Origin of the sequence: Paenibacillus xylanexedens (genome assembly GCF_001908275.1) — a bacterium.
Lineage (GTDB): Bacteria > Bacillota > Bacilli > Paenibacillales > Paenibacillaceae > Paenibacillus > Paenibacillus xylanexedens_A.
In genome coordinates this window covers 4,382,870-4,399,258 of sequence record NZ_CP018620.1, presented here as the reverse complement: position 1 = coordinate 4,399,258, position 16,389 = coordinate 4,382,870, and the positions used below count along the sequence as shown (strand labels likewise).

10 protein-coding genes are annotated in these 16,389 nt (G+C 44.9%); 3 read left to right on the top strand and 7 right to left on the bottom strand.

Features of this window, described 5'->3' with window-relative positions; genetic code table 11:
* Positions 1-3 precede the first annotated feature (3 nt).
* The 3 genes from BS614_RS19475 (at position 4) to BS614_RS19460 (ending at position 2,833) form a co-directional block, all read left to right on the top strand.
* Complete coding sequence (locus tag BS614_RS19475) at positions 4-1,437, top strand: alpha-L-fucosidase (RefSeq protein WP_074095206.1); 1,434 nt, start codon at positions 4-6, stop codon at positions 1,435-1,437.
* 379 nt (positions 1,438-1,816) lie between these two features.
* On the top strand, positions 1,817-2,257 hold the full coding sequence (locus BS614_RS19465; protein ID WP_074095204.1) for a hypothetical protein: 441 nt from the start codon (positions 1,817-1,819) through the stop codon (positions 2,255-2,257).
* A 105-nt stretch (positions 2,258-2,362) separates the two neighbouring features.
* Positions 2,363-2,833: a ferritin family protein gene (locus tag BS614_RS19460; protein ID WP_074095203.1), complete on the top strand. Its 471-nt coding sequence runs from the start codon at positions 2,363-2,365 to the stop codon at positions 2,831-2,833.
* A 125-nt stretch (positions 2,834-2,958) separates the two neighbouring features.
* On the opposite strand, the gene BS614_RS19455 is transcribed toward BS614_RS19460, so the two are convergent.
* The 7 genes from BS614_RS19455 to BS614_RS19425 all read right to left on the bottom strand — a co-directional run bounded on the left by BS614_RS19455 (position 2,959) and on the right by BS614_RS19425 (position 16,377).
* The gene (locus BS614_RS19455) at positions 2,959-3,846 is read right to left on the bottom strand and encodes a cation diffusion facilitator family transporter (protein ID WP_074095202.1); all 888 of its coding nucleotides are present in this window, start codon (positions 3,844-3,846) and stop codon (positions 2,959-2,961) included.
* A gap of 339 nt (positions 3,847-4,185) precedes the next feature.
* A complete protein-coding gene (locus BS614_RS19450; RefSeq protein WP_074095201.1) occupies positions 4,186-5,373 on the bottom strand; it encodes a golvesin C-terminal-like domain-containing protein in 1,188 nt (395 codons plus the stop codon).
* 18 nt (positions 5,374-5,391) lie between these two features.
* Complete coding sequence (locus BS614_RS19445) at positions 5,392-9,246, bottom strand: golvesin C-terminal-like domain-containing protein (RefSeq protein WP_074095200.1); 3,855 nt, start codon at positions 9,244-9,246, stop codon at positions 5,392-5,394.
* Positions 9,247-9,473: 227 nt separating this feature from the next.
* Positions 9,474-10,682 (bottom strand): SGNH/GDSL hydrolase family protein, encoded by a 1,209-nt coding sequence (locus BS614_RS19440; RefSeq protein WP_074095199.1) that lies wholly within the window; start codon positions 10,680-10,682, stop codon positions 9,474-9,476.
* A 17-nt stretch (positions 10,683-10,699) separates the two neighbouring features.
* Positions 10,700-12,931 carry an FAD-dependent oxidoreductase gene (locus tag BS614_RS19435; RefSeq protein ID WP_074095198.1) on the bottom strand — a complete coding sequence of 744 codons (2,232 nt, stop codon included), beginning with the start codon at positions 12,929-12,931 and terminating at the stop codon, positions 10,700-10,702.
* Positions 12,932-13,027: 96 nt separating this feature from the next.
* A complete protein-coding gene (locus BS614_RS19430) occupies positions 13,028-14,638 on the bottom strand; it encodes a response regulator transcription factor (protein WP_074095197.1) in 1,611 nt (536 codons plus the stop codon).
* A complete protein-coding gene (locus BS614_RS19425) occupies positions 14,638-16,377 on the bottom strand; it encodes a sensor histidine kinase (protein WP_074095196.1) in 1,740 nt (579 codons plus the stop codon). Before BS614_RS19425 ends, BS614_RS19430 begins: the two co-directional genes overlap by 1 nt.
* Positions 16,378-16,389 lie beyond the last annotated feature (12 nt).

Here is a 16,389-nt window from a genome sequence, read left to right as displayed (position 1 = left end):
CTCATGAGCCACTCCATTCAGACTCTTGCCAATATCACCCCGTCCGACCGTCAATTGGCCTGGCAGGAGCTCGAATTTTATTCGTTTATTCATTTTGGGATAAATACATTTACAGATAAGGAATGGGGATTCGGTGACGAATCACCAGCCCTCTTCAACCCTACCGATTTTGATGCCACGCAATGGGTAGAGGTGTGCAAATCTGCAGGGATAAAGGGTCTCATCCTTACCTGTAAACATCACGATGGTTTCTGTCTCTGGCCAAGCGCATATACGGAACATACGGTTAAGAGCAGCACGTGGCGCGAAGGCAACGGCGATATGGTAAAGGAAGTCGCTGAGGCTTGCAGGCTGGGAGGTCTGGCATTTGGCGTATATCTATCCCCGTGGGATCGGCATGACCATCGATATGGAACCTCCGAATACAACGAATATTTCAAGTTGCAGTTGCGTGAACTGTTGACCTCCTATGGTGACATCTTCTGTGTATGGTTTGATGGTGCCTGTGGTGAAGGACCGAACGGTTTGAAACAAGTGTATGATTGGGATGGCTACTATGAAGTCATTCGCGAACTGCAGCCAGGTGCCGTTATATCCGTATGTGGTCCCGATGTGCGCTGGTGTGGAAATGAAGCAGGACATACACGAGATTCTGAGTGGAGTGTTGTTCCAGAGGAACTTAAGGATTGCGAGAAGATTCAGGAGGCTTCGCAGCATGTGGATGATGGACAGTTTGCCAAGCTTGCTAACTCTCGCGACGAGAATCTGGGCAGCCGTGATGCTGTAGCTGGAAAGCAGGTTGTCTGGTACCCCGCCGAAGTTAATACTTCGATTCGGCCAGGCTGGTTCTACCACGCTGCTGAGGATGACCAAGTCAGAAGTCTCGAGAAACTTCTGGATATTTATTATAAGTCTGTTGGTGGTAATGCTACATTTCTGTTAAATCTGCCTCCGGACCAACACGGCAGAATTCATGAGAATGATGCCAAACGGATGCAAGAGCTTGGCGATCGGCTTCGCGCTACATTCCGTCATAACTTGGCCTTCGGAGGACATGCCACTGCTTCAGAATCGCTTGATGAGAAACATGATGCCACTCGCTTGCTGGACGGGGACAAAATGACGTATTGGTGCCCCAATGAAGGAACCGAACACGCTTCCATTGAGCTTGATTTATTGGGAGAGCATACGTTTGATACGATCCTGCTTCAGGAGCATATCCGGTCTGGACAGCGTATTGAGAAACTACACATCGAATATCTCGATGGCGAGATCTGGCGTGATCTATACGACTGTACAATCGTTGGATACAAACGGATTTGCCGCTTTCTCCCTGTCCGAGCAAGAAAGCTCCGCTTGATCATCGAAGAATCCAGATGGTGTCCGACAATATCTGCTGTTGAAGTCTATTTAAGTCCTCAGCATTTGAATAAATAATAAAAAGGTCACTTATCCTTGGATAGGCGACCTTTTAAACGTTTGGACTCACATCTGCCTATTCCGAGTTTGCTAATATGCATTATATCCCATGGAGTTGGTTATCTTATACACCACCACTTGCATTGAAGGGAGAGAAATCCGATAAATGCAATTAACGATTGGTTAAGGCAGATTGCCCACAACTATATTCTCATTGTCATTGCTGCGGTGCTCTTTTTTGCAGTCAAAGCAGTCATTGGATTCTATACGTACAAGCATTATGATAAAAAATTGGATGCACTTACAGATAAGGTGGATCGCCTTCTGGAAGAGAAGACAACGGAGTGATGCAGCTTATTGTGAGCTATGCAAGTAACAAGCTTTGGAGGAAAAATGCATGTTAGGAAACATTCTGCTGGGTATGGTCATTCCCATTATTTTGGGTGTATGGATTCTGCGTCGGAACTTTACAATCTTTATTCTATATTATCCACTTGGTGTGGCTATTGCAGCATGCATCAACAATATCGGGTTTAATTACTTCTGGAATATTCTCCCGAATACTCGTAACCAATCCTTTGCTGCTCTTCCAATGGATCTTGGAGTCTATCCGATCGCCGGCTGCTTGATGATGTATGCCATTATAGTCAAAGGTGCCAAGCCATGGTTGGCGATCCTTGTTGCATCATTGTCGCTGACATTACTCGAATGGCTTGCCAAAATGATGGGGCATGTCATTTATTTTAATGGATGGAACATTATTTGGACCTTTTTGTCATACCTCCTGCCATTTGTTCTTGCTTATGGTTACAGTAAAATATTGAGGTATACCAAGTGAAGTTTTACTGAAGCTTTCGACAAATAAGGCAGACAGATGATATGGGTTAACGCTGATGGGCATACGTGCATATCTTAACTCATATTTGTCTTGGAGGGATTCGTAATGTATGTGGCATATCCTTATGGTTACAGGTACACTTTTACTCCGGTATGGGCAACATCATCAGCCGAAGCGCTTGAATTAATCAAAACGGCTGTTCAAGGAGAAAGAAATGATGAGATATTCTATGATTCACTGATTCAGATGTCACCTGATGCCAATCAGGCTGCCATCATCACGAGCATCCGCAATGATGAACGAGGACATAATCAAATGTTCCGCCAAATGTACAAGGATCTTACAGGTCAGGAGATTTCGGGCGTAAGCAGTGAGCCGGTTGAGACGGTCACCTCTTATCTTGCCGGACTGCAAAAGGCGTTTCAAGGTGAATTGGTTGCCGTGGAAAAGTATAGAAAAATATGGTTTGGTCTCCCTTATGGCATATATAAAGACACGGTGTGGGGAATCATCTTGGACGAACAGAAACATGCTGATAAATATAACAATCTGGTTACGTATAATTTGCCGAGATAGTCATGTATGGGATAAATAATGTGTGCATTCTTTTAAAGATGACAATTGAAATCAGCAAAAACCAGTGAATGAGTACACTTCACTGGTTTTTTGCTTTGCTGAGTTTCTCTTTTATAATCCTGGGCTTAAATGCAGTCTTTCAACATATCAGGTTCCACGTGAACGTGAACGGTGTAAACGTCATGCTCCTCCATCAACTCGTTCTCCACGTCTGTACAGATATCGTGTGCTTGTTGAAGATCCAGCTCAGCATCAACTGTTATGACAACGTCTACTACAACGTTATTGCCATAGTTCCGCGCTCTCACGTCTTTAACCGTCTCTACGCTGTCAATTCCGGCAATCGTTTTTTTGTACTCCTGAATAAGTTCAACATCAAAACCATCGGTCAGATGGTGCGTGGCTTCCTTGAAAATGTCCCAAGCGGTCTTGCAGATTAGGAAACCTACAATGACCGCCGTTACAGGGTCCAGCCATGGGAGGCCGAACTGGGAACCCACGATCCCAATGACCGTACCGGTACTCACCCAGGCATCGGAAATGTTATCTCGAGCTGCAGCCATGACTGCCTGACTTTTAATACGAGTAGCAAGTCTCTTGTTATAGCGATAGACCAGATACATGATAACTGCGCAGAAAATGCCTGTGTAAGCGGCGATGATATCCGGAGATTCATGTGTGCCCTGAAACACAGAACCAATGGCTTCAAACAGTACTTGCAAACCTACCGCCATCATAATGAAAGAAGCAACAAGTGACGCAACGGTCTCTGCTCTCCAGTGACCATATCTATGATCTTTATCCGCTGGGCGCTGTGCAAGCTTCAAACCAATCAGTACGGCAATGGATGCCACAATATCGGTAGCATTATTTAATCCATCCGCCTTAAGCGCTTCTGATCCGGCCATATTGCCAATGATCAGTTTTAAAACGGTCAAACATATGTAGGCGATAATGCTGATGATAGCTCCGCGCTCCCCCAGCTTTAGATTATCGTATTTAAGTTGATCCACAATGATATCCCCCTGCTATCTTCATTTCTAGCACGTTTATGATGGTATCATCGAACATTTGTGTGGGTCTAGAGAAACGTTTTAAGTGTTATGAAACATAATCTGAATGTGGCAAGAGTTTTACGAGAACCCAAAAAAGTTGGATTTGGCAAACTTAAGTGATTAATGGGTGGTAAGAGGAAGGTGGCCGACTGCCTTCCCTTGTAACCACACTTTCTTGCACTTAGACATAAAGAGCCGAATGGATCGTTTTGATCCACTCGGCTCTTAGCGTTATTTTACAATAATTTGTATAACATCACTTACCGTTGTTCCACTTCCATTCATAATTCACTTCCCTTATTCAGAAAGTGTCGGTTCACCTGGCTCCTCATTAGCAAGCAGCTCCGAATCATCGGAATGACGTTCGAACATAACTGCGTCAACTCTCGTATAGATCATATCCGCAGGAAGCGTTGGCGGGTCTACCGTTGTAGGCGTAACTCTGGTTAATCGAACATACTCGCTGCCGTCACCCGTAAAATCGAACGTTCCCAGATTAACCCAACCCGATGAGCCGGCCGTTGCATCGATATAGGTGACCTCAGTACCCGTCTTATGCTTCACTTCCACTTTGACATGATTATCGTTTCCCGTCGTATGGACGAGCTTGTAGATCGAGACTGTATATTTCCCCTCTGGAAACTGGCCTTTCCACGTTGCTGATGAGCCTTGAACTGTTGAATAGCGGGATTTAACCCCAATTTTGTATCCGGCTAAATTGCTTTGGCTCCACGACCCTTCTGTCGTGTATAACCCCGTTGTATTTGTACTGTCCACGATAACCGTTAGGTCCCTGATCGTGATGTTCAAAGGTGGTGTGGTTAAGGTCACACCGTCAATCGTAACCGTAGCCCATACCTCAATGTGATCCGTGTTCCCATCAAGATTAAGAAGGGTCAACACCCCACTGCTATTCACTTCGGCCAGATCCGTACGATTAACGAAATACTGCACATCGGCCTGTGTAAGATCACCGACCAAACCGTTATCCAAATAACCGGTTACGCTCAGTTGTGCGGTTTGAGTCATCTGCAGTTCGTTCCGATCGGACATGATCACAGCAGACTCCAATTGCGGTATCCTGTTTGGGTCCACCCACATAATTGCATCGGCAACGACTCTGGACTTGTTGGCCTTATTGGTTAATTCCACGTACCCGCTATCGCCTGCAGCAAAAGGATAATCCCCTAGGTGCACCCAAGTACCATTCGCTGTTGTCTCATCAACTGTGACCGTCTCGGAGCCGCCGCTATGATAAACGGTAAATGAGGCATTTGTTGCCCAATTTTCACTCGCAGCCGTGATTTGCGGAATCTTGTAATACACACTGTAAGTGACACTTTCCGGCAGCTCAGGTCGCCATCTCATTTTGCTTGTCGCTGTGCCGGTCGTAGATTTGGCATACACGTAGTTATCATAATAATAATCGTTAGCCGTCGTATCCCTTATCCAGACGCCTTCTGTCTCCGCCTCCGTATTATCCACTATGATGGTTGAACTATCCTACCCCTCGGGTTGGACTGGAGTTTCCGATACCTGATCCGGCAGATAGAGTGTCCGTTTACGGGTCTGTTTCCCCTCCGATTCCACGTAATACGTGAAGGTTTGGGATAAATCATTCACCCGTATCGACCATTCCATCGGGTATATCGTATCTGGGATGGTCGTGTACGTGGCCCCGCCATCCAAGGAATAATGGATTGTCGCTGGTTTTGTCGTTTTGGCCTGCACATAAGCATCATAAACCGTTTCGTCGGGCTTAACCATCAGCATGCCTTTAACCGCATCAATTGGACTGTGGGTATCAAAGAAATAGCTTGCACCCGATGTATCAGCCGTTCTAACCTGATGCAGCGGCACATTAATGTTAAGTCCTTCTACAATGATCGCGGTGATGCCCTTGCCTGAAACCGTGGCTTGAATGATTCCACCACTCATTACCGTTTGCTCTGGTGTACCATTGTCGCGGATAATCGTTACGGCGTAATCTTGTGCCGGGTTGAATCCAATGATCTGTTCATTCAATTCGATCGGAGTCTGGACTTCTTCTGACGATGCGTTGCTTAACCCGATGTAGAATTTATCGCCGCTCTCACCCGTTATCCAATTCAATTGAGGATGGTTGGTCTTAATAATCCCCTTGGGCATCCAAAGCCAGACGTCCGAATTACCATAAAATTGACCTGGTTTATTCCCATAAAGGTGATATTTGAACCATAAAAAATTCGTTTCAAATACGGAAGGAAACGTAATGCTCCCGTTTGATTTTAATGATTGTTCGCTAATCAAATAATCCATCGTTTGCCCAAGCTGCCCCGGAATATGGTGATAATAGATGGATGTAGCCCCGCTTGGGCCTTCCAGAGGAAAGTCCGGCTCTAGTTGGCTAACGGCGAAGCCTTTATAGTAATAACCTGGATAACTGGAATATCGTCCAATAATCGCATTATGAGCAATATCCTGCAGCAGTTCATCCCCTGTATAGAGCGACAATCTCAGCATGAACGGAGCTTCCTGAGCATTCATCCGATAATAGCCGGTGGTACTTCCTGCTTCAAACGTCAATCCGCTCGGTGAAACAAGCCAACGCTCCGCTTGAACACCTCCGGCAATATCTTCGGGAAGCTTGAGCCTAGGATATTGAAATTTACCACTTTCCGGCCAATGGAATGACTCCGCGTAATTATATATCTCCGGCTGAGGGATCGTAACGTTACCTTCAGGAACTGGACGAGCAACAAACATGGTTGCATACCGTTTGGCTTCCTTATAAGCGGCATTCAAGTATTTGGGATCCTGAGTTTCCTCATAAAGCTCCAAGATCTCCATCCACAGCTTGCTATAATAATAAATGAACTCATTTTTACTCACATCGACGGATGCTGGCGTATCGATATGTTGCGTGATATAACTGTCGGCTGCATCCTTCGCAGCTTGCAAATACTGCGCATCTCCCGTCATCCGATACATCATCAGGGGTTGAATAACAGGACCGCGGTCTTTCTGATCCGGGTCACGTACGAGGTATTCTTCCTGTGCCAGCGCCCCAATACCAGCTGTAGTGCCCATCATCTGATTAACAGCGGCTACACTTGAAACATCAAACGGCAGAGTAGCCATTTTCCATAACGAAGGCACACCGTATACTTTCTTCTGCGTTGGCGACCAACCGATACCATTTCGTGATACGCCATACTGGACGGACGGCAGTGCTCTCGTATCGTATAGCTGGTCATCCCCAGTTAAATAATAAGCCCCCAAAAGAACCGCATTCGAGCTTGTTCGAACGCTATCCTCGTTTTCGATATCAATAAAACCCTTGGCACGGCTCCACCATCCGCTGGGTGACGGAACATAATTAACAGAGTCGTCTCCTTGCGGCTCAATCTTAAGCAAATCGATCATATTAAACATCGCGTCAGTAAGCGACTCTGATACATTTTCGCGGTATGCTGAATAATCGTACTCATTGCGAAGAATATCCGCGTAGGACTCATACAGATTGCTTTTTTGAGCGATTAGCCCCATATGAAATTGATAGGTACTTTCCGCGGTCATTTGCGAATAAGTCCCTAATTGAGGCGCATACAGGATTGGCTGCACACTGCCTTCGTTGTTGACCAGGCTCATGCCAAGCCGTTGTTTCGTCACACCTCCCGTCGGTTCAAATTCAACCGGAAGCTCTGCCGAAGGTACAAATACGCCATACGTCAATGGATTTCCTGAACCATCATTTTTCTCAACCAGGCTCATCGGAGCGCTCAGCTCTCTTAAACTTGTTGATTCCGCCGTACCTACCATTTTGGCATGGGACCTGAATCCATTTAACACTTCATTGATGCCCGAGACTGCCTCTGTTGTGAAGGACTGATATCCAATCACATAATTGCCGTCGCGGCGAGGCGTAAAGGCGAAGGAAACATCAGGTTTATCCCCTGCCATGGACCAGTTCACTTCAAAATCGTAATCACTGCCATGCGTAGAATCGGTTAATACCGCCGTCTGGCTGTCTGGAAAATGGACCCCGTCGAATGTAATCCAGCGTTTGTTCATCGTATCGTAGTAATTGGTTCGGCTGCCCGCGTTCCCGTCTAATAAAACCCATTGTTCCTCAAGTCTTTCCGATTCATTATTGATTGGAACCCAGTTCCCTGTCTCCGTGTTTTTGTAGAACATGTCACGCACGATGGATTTACCTTCATCCCATGCCGCTTCATAGAAGGTCGCCTTATAGTTATCATTTTCAATGCTACCTTTCTCTGTGTAACTGAGATTCGTTAATGTGCGGCTCCGCAGCGGGGGCAACGGTGGTGCCTGTTGACGGATATTCCCCTCGAACTTGACTGCATCAGCCCGCGTAATAATTGTACCCGTAGAAGGCTGTGTTCGAGTCAGCCTGACAAATTCGCTATCATCACCACTAAACTCATACTCCCCCAGATCCACCCATCCAACCGATGGACCTGACGTAGGTCTAAGATCCATAAACTTAACATCCGTAATCCCGTTATGAACAATCTCAATTTTCACATTACTATCTGCTTTATCCGCCCAATCCAGCTTATAGAACGATATTCTCGCCGTCCCTGCTTCCAAGCGTGGATTCCAGGTGATGCTTCTACCTACAGCGTCTGTAAATTTGGAACTGGAATTATTGTATCCCTTCACTCCCGCGCTTGTGCTCCAATAAGGAGCGGAGAACCCGTTACTGACGTTGCCTGAATCAACAGTGACGACATGATCAATTGTGAGGCTCCCATCATCAATGATGATTGTCTTATGTGGCTCTTTCTGCGTTATATTGCCTTCGAACTTGACCGCATCCGCGCGCGTAAGGATCGTCTTTGTGGTGCCGGTAGACCGGGTCAATTGAACGAATTCTTCACCAACTCCAGAAAAATAGTACTCTCCCAAATCAACCCACCCTGCTGGAGCGCCAGATGAGGGTCTAAGATCCATAAAGACTACATCCGTTGTTCCATTATGAACAATTTCGATTTTTACATTGCTATCAGCCTTATCCGCCCAATCCAGCTTATAGAACGATATTTTCGCGGTTCCTGCTTCCAAGCGTGGATTCCATGTTATCGTTCTGCCTGCTGTACTCGTATATTTGGTGCTGGAAAGATCATACCCCTTCACCCCTGTGCTTGTAGTCCAATTTGGAGCCGCATATCCATTGTTCTCGTTACCCGCATCAGGTGTCACAACATCATTGATCTTGATACTCCCGTCATCGATGATAATCGTCTGATAAGGTAAGGTCTCCGCATAAGCGGCCCTTATTCCGATCAGGCTGAAAGGAACTACGACCGTCAACATGAAAACGATGAAGAAAAACAGCTTCCTTTTGACCATACAATTCACAGCCTCTCCTTATAATGATAACGCTTCCATGAATGTGTTGCCTTCTGCCTAATCCCGTTCTGTCGTTTTCATCTTAGCATGTTACGTCACGGTGAAATTTCTTTCATTTTAAGAATTTCTTATACGATTTTAAGTAGAGTAAAAAAAAACCTACATCCTAATTGATTGCTCAGTTGCAGCCAAATAGAATATAGGTGTCTTCCAAGTGAACCCATCAATTATAATGGCGGCTGCACCAATAACAACTTTCCAAGCTGAATGACCGTTTGATCATACCAAGCTGGATGTTGCCGAACATGTTCCATACTTCGTTCATTGCCACTTGCCTCAAACACGGCCGCTTTGTCAGTTTTCTCGTGATCGATCTCGAAGCGAACTGTATGTTTCCCATTTGGTAGCTCTGGCAAGAAAACATATTGATTTCGATTATGATCGTTATAGGGTGTGAATCGATCAACAAGGAAGGGTTCCCCTCCATCCACCGACACCTTCAATCTGCACGAATCCGGCCCCCCGATATCAAATAAGCCGATGTGTGTTCCCTCAAACTGCACTGTGACCGTCTCTCCGGGATCAACTGCTCGCCACAGACCGGGGAACAACCAATCGTACTCGCGCACTAAAGGAAAATCATCAGGGGTCATGTAAGACCATCCTGGTGAAAAATGAGTAAGATGATCCAGTGGCAGCATGGTTGCATACTCCCAAGGATTGGCTGGTACCAAAGTGTCTTGTGGCAAATGATGTTCTACTTTTCCCACGTGATCTCGAAGTTTGCTCATTTTCTCAAACGACCGAATGATGGTGTCTGTGTAAATCTGGTGTCCTTCGGGAATTGTTGGATGGATCGAATCATGTGTAAAAATAACGGCACCGGGAATGGACACATCTGCACTTGAGGTGAAAATGAGCTTTCCATCCAAAACCAATTGACTGACCGCTACGCCCAGATGAATCGAAGGAATGCCGTAATAGTCGGCGACTTCCTCTTGCATACGAGCGCCCTTCTGGTATTGGCCGGATTGAAATGAGGTCAAATCCCGCTCCTTAACCGTATATACAAACAGAATATCGGTAAACCGGCTGCGCTTGCGAATCTGGCGGACAATGCCTTCGATCCGCGCTTTGGATTCGGGAACTCCCCCATCGTTTCCAACAAATTCAACAAATACGAGATCAGGCTGATGACGCAGTACATCGGTCTCCAAACGGGCGCAGCCGAGGTCCGATCCTGTCCCATCAATGCCTGCATTCACACAGCGGATATCCGCATGGGGATATTGCCCTCGCAGCCAATCCGCCGTCATGACCCTGTATCCTTTCGAACGTGTATTACTGCCGCCAAAATAAACGATGGTCACGGTTTCTCCATTTTCCAACTTCTGAATGACATTAGGCAGCCCTCTTCGAGGAAAAAATTCCTTCATCACGACTTCACCCGACCTCACTTAGCGTTTTTAAGAGCAAAAAATTTAACAGCAAACACTTCATAATAGGGCGAACCATATGTCGCACAGAAATCAAATCGGATTTGGGTTACACCTTGTGCATGCACCTGAAGTTTATTCAACGAAAGATAATTCCCACGGACTTTAATTTCACTCTTGGTTCCGTCTTCTAAGGTTAAGATCACATCATAATCTTGAATCAACGGCTCGATCGGATCGTCGAAATGCTCCAAATTCAGCTGCGAATTGAAAACAAGATGGATTTCATCCAGATTCTTGGGGCTTGCAAAAGCAAATTCCAACCATTCCTGTCCTTCCGTACTTTCAGAAATCCAGCCGTTCGGCAGACCATAAGGTCTGGAGAAACCGTTGACGACATTCGCGGGATTATACATATTCTGGGATGGTGATAGGTCTTTAAAGCAAATGCTCTTATTAAGTTTCTTCAGCCTGGATGGCTCTTCCGGCTTATAAAGGAAGCTAACCGCTCCAGTCATTTTCTCCTCATTGCTGTGTACAGTAAGGCACGCCGTACCTTCCAATACGATGTAGATTTTGTCGTCAGCTGGCTTCTTGCAGCTGAGGTCCAGTGTAATCCAGTCATCGTGACCTGCTGAAATCACCAAGCTGTAGCCCTTCAGCTCGCTGGTGGGAATATAGTTTTCCTTTCGATCCCCGCCAAACAGCTTCACATGCAACGTTTCCGAATGCTCGGATCTATTTTTAATTTTGATCTGCACACTCTCAACCACTGATGTCTGAATCGGCAAGACCAAACATAACGCTTTCTCCAAGGAGACCTCTTCGGTTGGATGAAGTTGTTCATAGCTTCGCTGAGACGAGGCACGAATCGTTAATCCGTCTGCGAAATAAGGGTCCAACGGCTCTTGAAGGCCTACAATTGTTTGCCCGTCTCGAAGCAACTGCGCCTGAAGCTCACCCATATGCGCTTTGACGATGTCAGCGGGATCTGTCTCATATTTTACGCATAACGCAGCAGCCGTTCCTACCGCCTGCCCCATACAACCACAAGTTGCCATGACCCTTGTAGACCCAAAAGCCACATGGGTAGCACTTATATTACGGCCAGCGAACATGAGATTAGGAATATTGCGTGAAAATAAGCTGCGGAAAGGGATATTATACAATCCCGGCACAAAATTCCACGCTGTAGCAGGCCCCTCATCGTAGATGCCTTTATTTGCATGCAGATCCATATACCAACCTCCGACGGATACCGCATCTTCGAAATGAGTCTTTTCTGTAAGATCGTTCTGAGACAGCATGTGTTCCCCTATAAAACGTCTCGACTCCCTCTTTCCCGGAATCGGGCATACATAATCCAGGATGAGATTGTCTACATCATCAAATTCACCGCTATTTTTGATGTAATCCCATATCCCGTACACCAATTTCCGCAGTTCCAATGCGATGTCTTCATTATTCTTGATAATATCCATATGTCCGCCGTATTCCAGCCACCACAATCCGCCAAGCCCGTTGATTTTCCTTGGAAAAGACCGATAGTTTAATCCTTTTCTGATACTATCAAAAAACTCCAGCTTCGTAATATCATACGCAAAGCCTGGCCTTTTGTAAGGAACGGAATAGTTTACGTCACGGGCTTGAAACAGAATCGTATCACCCATCGTGTAATGATCCGCCACTTCTGGAGCGAGCTCCTCCTGGTATTCATGCTTCGCCTCTCTTCCCCATCGGAAGTGAGCACCAGCTTGGTATCCAACAATTCCATCCCCAGAGCAATCAATGTAGGTTGGGCTTTCAAAACGAAATTTTCTCTCTGAAGCCAATTGAAGGCCCTCCACCCATTTGATTCTGCCGTTCTCCATGCCTGTTTCATGCACGCATGTGTTCAGGAATAGAGAAATGTTGGGCTCATCATAAACCATGTCGAGCAAAACCGTATCCGAAAGCGAAAGCATAAGCTTTTTGTTGTATAACGGATTGTAATGAAAGATCTTCAGTTTGAGTTCTTCCACCAACCCGCCTTCGCGAGCATAATAGGATGGACTATTTCCGAGATATGCCGACCCGTTGATATGAACTCTGACCTCGCTGCTCGCATTTCCCCCAAGTACCGGCCGATCATTAATAAGTGAAACCTGCAGACCTTGGCGTGCAGCTGCAATGGCAGCGCATATCCCGGCAATGCCTCCACCTACGACGGTTACATCTGCTTTCATAAGCTCCATTTTGATAACCTCCATGATTAGATGCTCCTATCATGGTAATGGTTTTGATCCCTTTTTTTTTACAGGATTTCGCGAAAAAATCATACATTTTTTGCATCCTTATTTGGTTTCCTACCGTGTCATTTTTATGCGATATTGCTTAGGTGTATCACCCGTATATTCTTTAAAAAGTTTGCAAAAATACCCTTCATTGACGATACCTACTTCCTCGCACAATTCCAATAAAGAATAATCCCGGACATTTAACAACTCGAGGGCGAGATGGATTTTTTTACGGTTGATGTAGCTGATCACGCCTTCGTTCATTGTTTTTTTGAATAAGCTACTAAAATACGATGGTGCTAAATTCACTTCCTCGGCAATTGCCTCCAACGTTAAACGTTGTTTCAGGTTTGTCTCTATATAATGCATTGCACTCATAATTTCTGCACGATGTAATAGTTGGCCCGCATGCACGTATTCGAATGTGAAGTCGCCAATATAGGCGAGTTGCTCCTGAAAAGCCATAAATTCCATGGGGAAGTCTGGAACTTCCGTGGCCATCTTATTCCCCGATTTAAATTTCACGGTAATGTCTCTGTACAAATCTCTAATCATTGGCGCCATGATAGACTTGTGAATTTTATGGTCCGTAACAAATTGCGACAGATCGGCAAGTGCATTGTCCAGCTCTTCCTTGGAAATCTTCCTCTTCAGGCGTATAAGAAAATCAGCAAGCTTCTGCTGAAAATCTGCTTTTTTGTCATTATGGTATTGGAACCGATGCATCGGTGTTTTTACGACTTTTTCGGTATGATAATAGAAATCCTCACTCACATTTTTAGCTTCCGTGTACGCCTGTTTGATCGATTCCCAGCCTCGGTGCGGACCACCAAAAGCGACAGATACCCTTTTATTCAAATATTGATGCAAATGAGAGATGATCTGCCCTCCCAAAGATAAACAAGCATATTCCGTTTCCATATCACTGCGGTTATTTTCCCAGGATAAAAAGCCAATAAAACGATTATCGGACAGATCCGCAGCTACGCCACTGCTACCATTCATCACTGTTTCTTCGATGATATTTGTTATCGCATACTTCAAGATGTTTTGATCTGCGGCCGCGTATTCGTTTCGGAAACTTTCGTACGTATTCATCTCAACGATGAAGCAGCAATAGTTGGCTTGAAAGAAATGAAACTGCATGCGATTGGCAAAATCTGATGCCCGATGAGAAGGAATTTCACCTCGGATCAATTCGTTAAAAAATTGCTTGCGGACTCTGTATTTATTTTCAAGCACGGATACGTTTAACGAGTGAAATTCCGCCTCTTTTTTCTCAAACTCATTTAAAATTCCGGCTGCCTTATCCAACGCTCGATTCAAATCGGCTTCCCTCAGCGGAACCTTTACAATGTACTCCAATACGTTGGCTTGAATCGCCCGCTGAGCGTATTCGAAGGATGAATAGGCGGTCAGAAGTATGTATTGGGTATGGGGGAGCTCCGCCTTGAGCTGCTCAATCATGGAGATTCCGTCCATTCGCGGCATTACAATATCAGATATAACGATATCCGGTTTAAGTTTTATGATCTCCTCGATCCCATTCATCCCATTATTCGCTTTGCCCACTAGAACAAATCGTCTATCCCTATGAGAGAGTTCATTAAAAAACAATTCCAATCGTTGAATGATCAGGTCTTCATCGTCAACAATGAAGCAGGTATAGTCTCTCCCCATTATGCATCTCCTTTTGGCAATTTTGCCGGGAATACAGCGCGTATACGGGTTATTTCCTTAGGTATGCTAATGATATCCAGCCCAAATTTATCTCCGTAGTGGAGTCTTATTCGTCCATGAATATTGTTCAGCCCGATTCTTTTTCTTTTTACTTCCTCTTCAGTCGGTTCTGAGATTAAAATATGTTTTATTTTATCAGCTGGAATTCCCTCTCCTTGATCAATAACTTCGATGATGACGATGCCATCCTCCCTGTACGCATGAATCGTAATAGGGCCCTCAATTCCCCCTCCGTTATAACCATGGAAGATACTGTTCTCCACAAGGGGCTGTAACAGCATTCGGAAAACTGGAAAATCCATCAACCCTGCTTCGATGTTTTCAATCAAGTGGAAGTTTCGATTATACCTGATGTTCTGGATCTCGATATAGTCCGCTACATTGCGTAATTCCTGGCGTAGGGAAACCTTCTCTGAAGCGTCGTCTATCCCGTACTCCAATAATGAAATAAGCGACCCGATCACCACATCTACTTTCTCTATTTGTCCGAGACGTATTACATTGCTGATTGAACCAAGTGTGTTATACAGAAAATGAGGGTTAATTTGAGACTGTAACACCTGAATTTCCAGCTTCCGCTCAAGTTCATTATGAAGTTCAGCTCGGCGAATCAGTTCAACAATTTGCTGAAGCATACGATCGAATGCTCGTGAAAGATCGCCAAACTCATCGTTTCGATTAATCGTTACTGTTGTTGTGAGGATACCTTGTTCCACCTGCTTCATTTTTGTTTTGAGCGTATAAAGTGGTTTTCTTATATATTTGGCAACCAAAAAAGAAATGAACAAACTTAAAAGAAGACCTGCAGCGAGAAGCTCGAGGTAATAGGTTTCCAATCTCGACAACGCTGCTTTCAAGCGTGATTCATCGTTGATCGAGATGATGGTCCAGTTGAACTTCTCCGTTGGTTTTTTCAAAAGGGAAACCGGAATACCATCGTTGGTATACAGTTGAAGATTTGTTTCTGTTGTATCCAGAATTTCTTCCGCTGACGTCTCTCCGATCGAAAAAGAATGATCTTGGATATTCAGAGGTCCTTTATTTTCAGAAAATCCGGCAATGATCTTACCTGACGCAGTGATCAGAGCCAGATTCATTTGTTCCTGTTTATTAATCTTGAATAAGGTTTCTTCAATGGCATTTAGATCCAAATCAACCGCGATGGCCATAGGAAACGGAGCACCGTTCAGATATCGAACCATCGTAACGGTCCAGCCGGAATACTTCGATTTGTAAGGCTCACTAACAAAGGTAGTCCTTCTATTCTTGTCAGCGGCATCAAATAAAGGTGCTCTTTCAGATAAAGGTTCATCGAATATTCGAGTAGGTGTACTTCCACCTAGAATGGATAAGTCGCTTTTGATCAAATAAATATTACTGACATAAATACTGTTGAGTTCATACAGCTCCCTTAATTGCTTTTTAATCACTTCGGTATTGTTAATGTTGGCTTTCACTGATGTTTCAACTGAGAAGAGAATCGTCTGGAAGGAGGAAAAATTAACGGTAAAATACTGGTCAACCTTGTCTAATATTTGATTGGTGTAAAAAATGTCATTGGTTCTTATTTCCTTTTGGACATAGCGATAAGACAATTGGCTTATCAAGATGATGCAGCCTAATACAAAGGCAAACACGATAAAAAATAATTTTAAAGGCAAGCTGATTCTTCTTCGCATCCATCATCTTCC

What these genes read in the sequence shown, in the direction of transcription:
- BS614_RS19475 (WP_074095206.1), top strand. Translation starts at nt 4, where the DNA reads ATGAGCCACTCCATTCAGACTCTTGCCAATATCACCCCGTCCGACCGT.
- BS614_RS19465 (WP_074095204.1), top strand. Translation starts at nt 1,817, where the DNA reads ATGTTAGGAAACATTCTGCTGGGTATGGTCATTCCCATTATTTTGGGT.
- BS614_RS19460 (WP_074095203.1), top strand. Translation starts at nt 2,363, where the DNA reads ATGTATGTGGCATATCCTTATGGTTACAGGTACACTTTTACTCCGGTA.
- BS614_RS19445 (WP_074095200.1), bottom strand. Translation starts at nt 9,246, where the DNA reads ATGGTCAAAAGGAAGCTGTTTTTCTTCATCGTTTTCATGTTGACGGTC.
- BS614_RS19440 (WP_074095199.1), bottom strand. Translation starts at nt 10,682, where the DNA reads ATGAAGGAATTTTTTCCTCGAAGAGGGCTGCCTAATGTCATTCAGAAG.
- BS614_RS19435 (WP_074095198.1), bottom strand. Translation starts at nt 12,931, where the DNA reads ATGGAGGTTATCAAAATGGAGCTTATGAAAGCAGATGTAACCGTCGTA.
- BS614_RS19430 (WP_074095197.1), bottom strand. Translation starts at nt 14,638, where the DNA reads ATGGGGAGAGACTATACCTGCTTCATTGTTGACGATGAAGACCTGATC.
- BS614_RS19425 (WP_074095196.1), bottom strand. Translation starts at nt 16,377, where the DNA reads ATGCGAAGAAGAATCAGCTTGCCTTTAAAATTATTTTTTATCGTGTTT.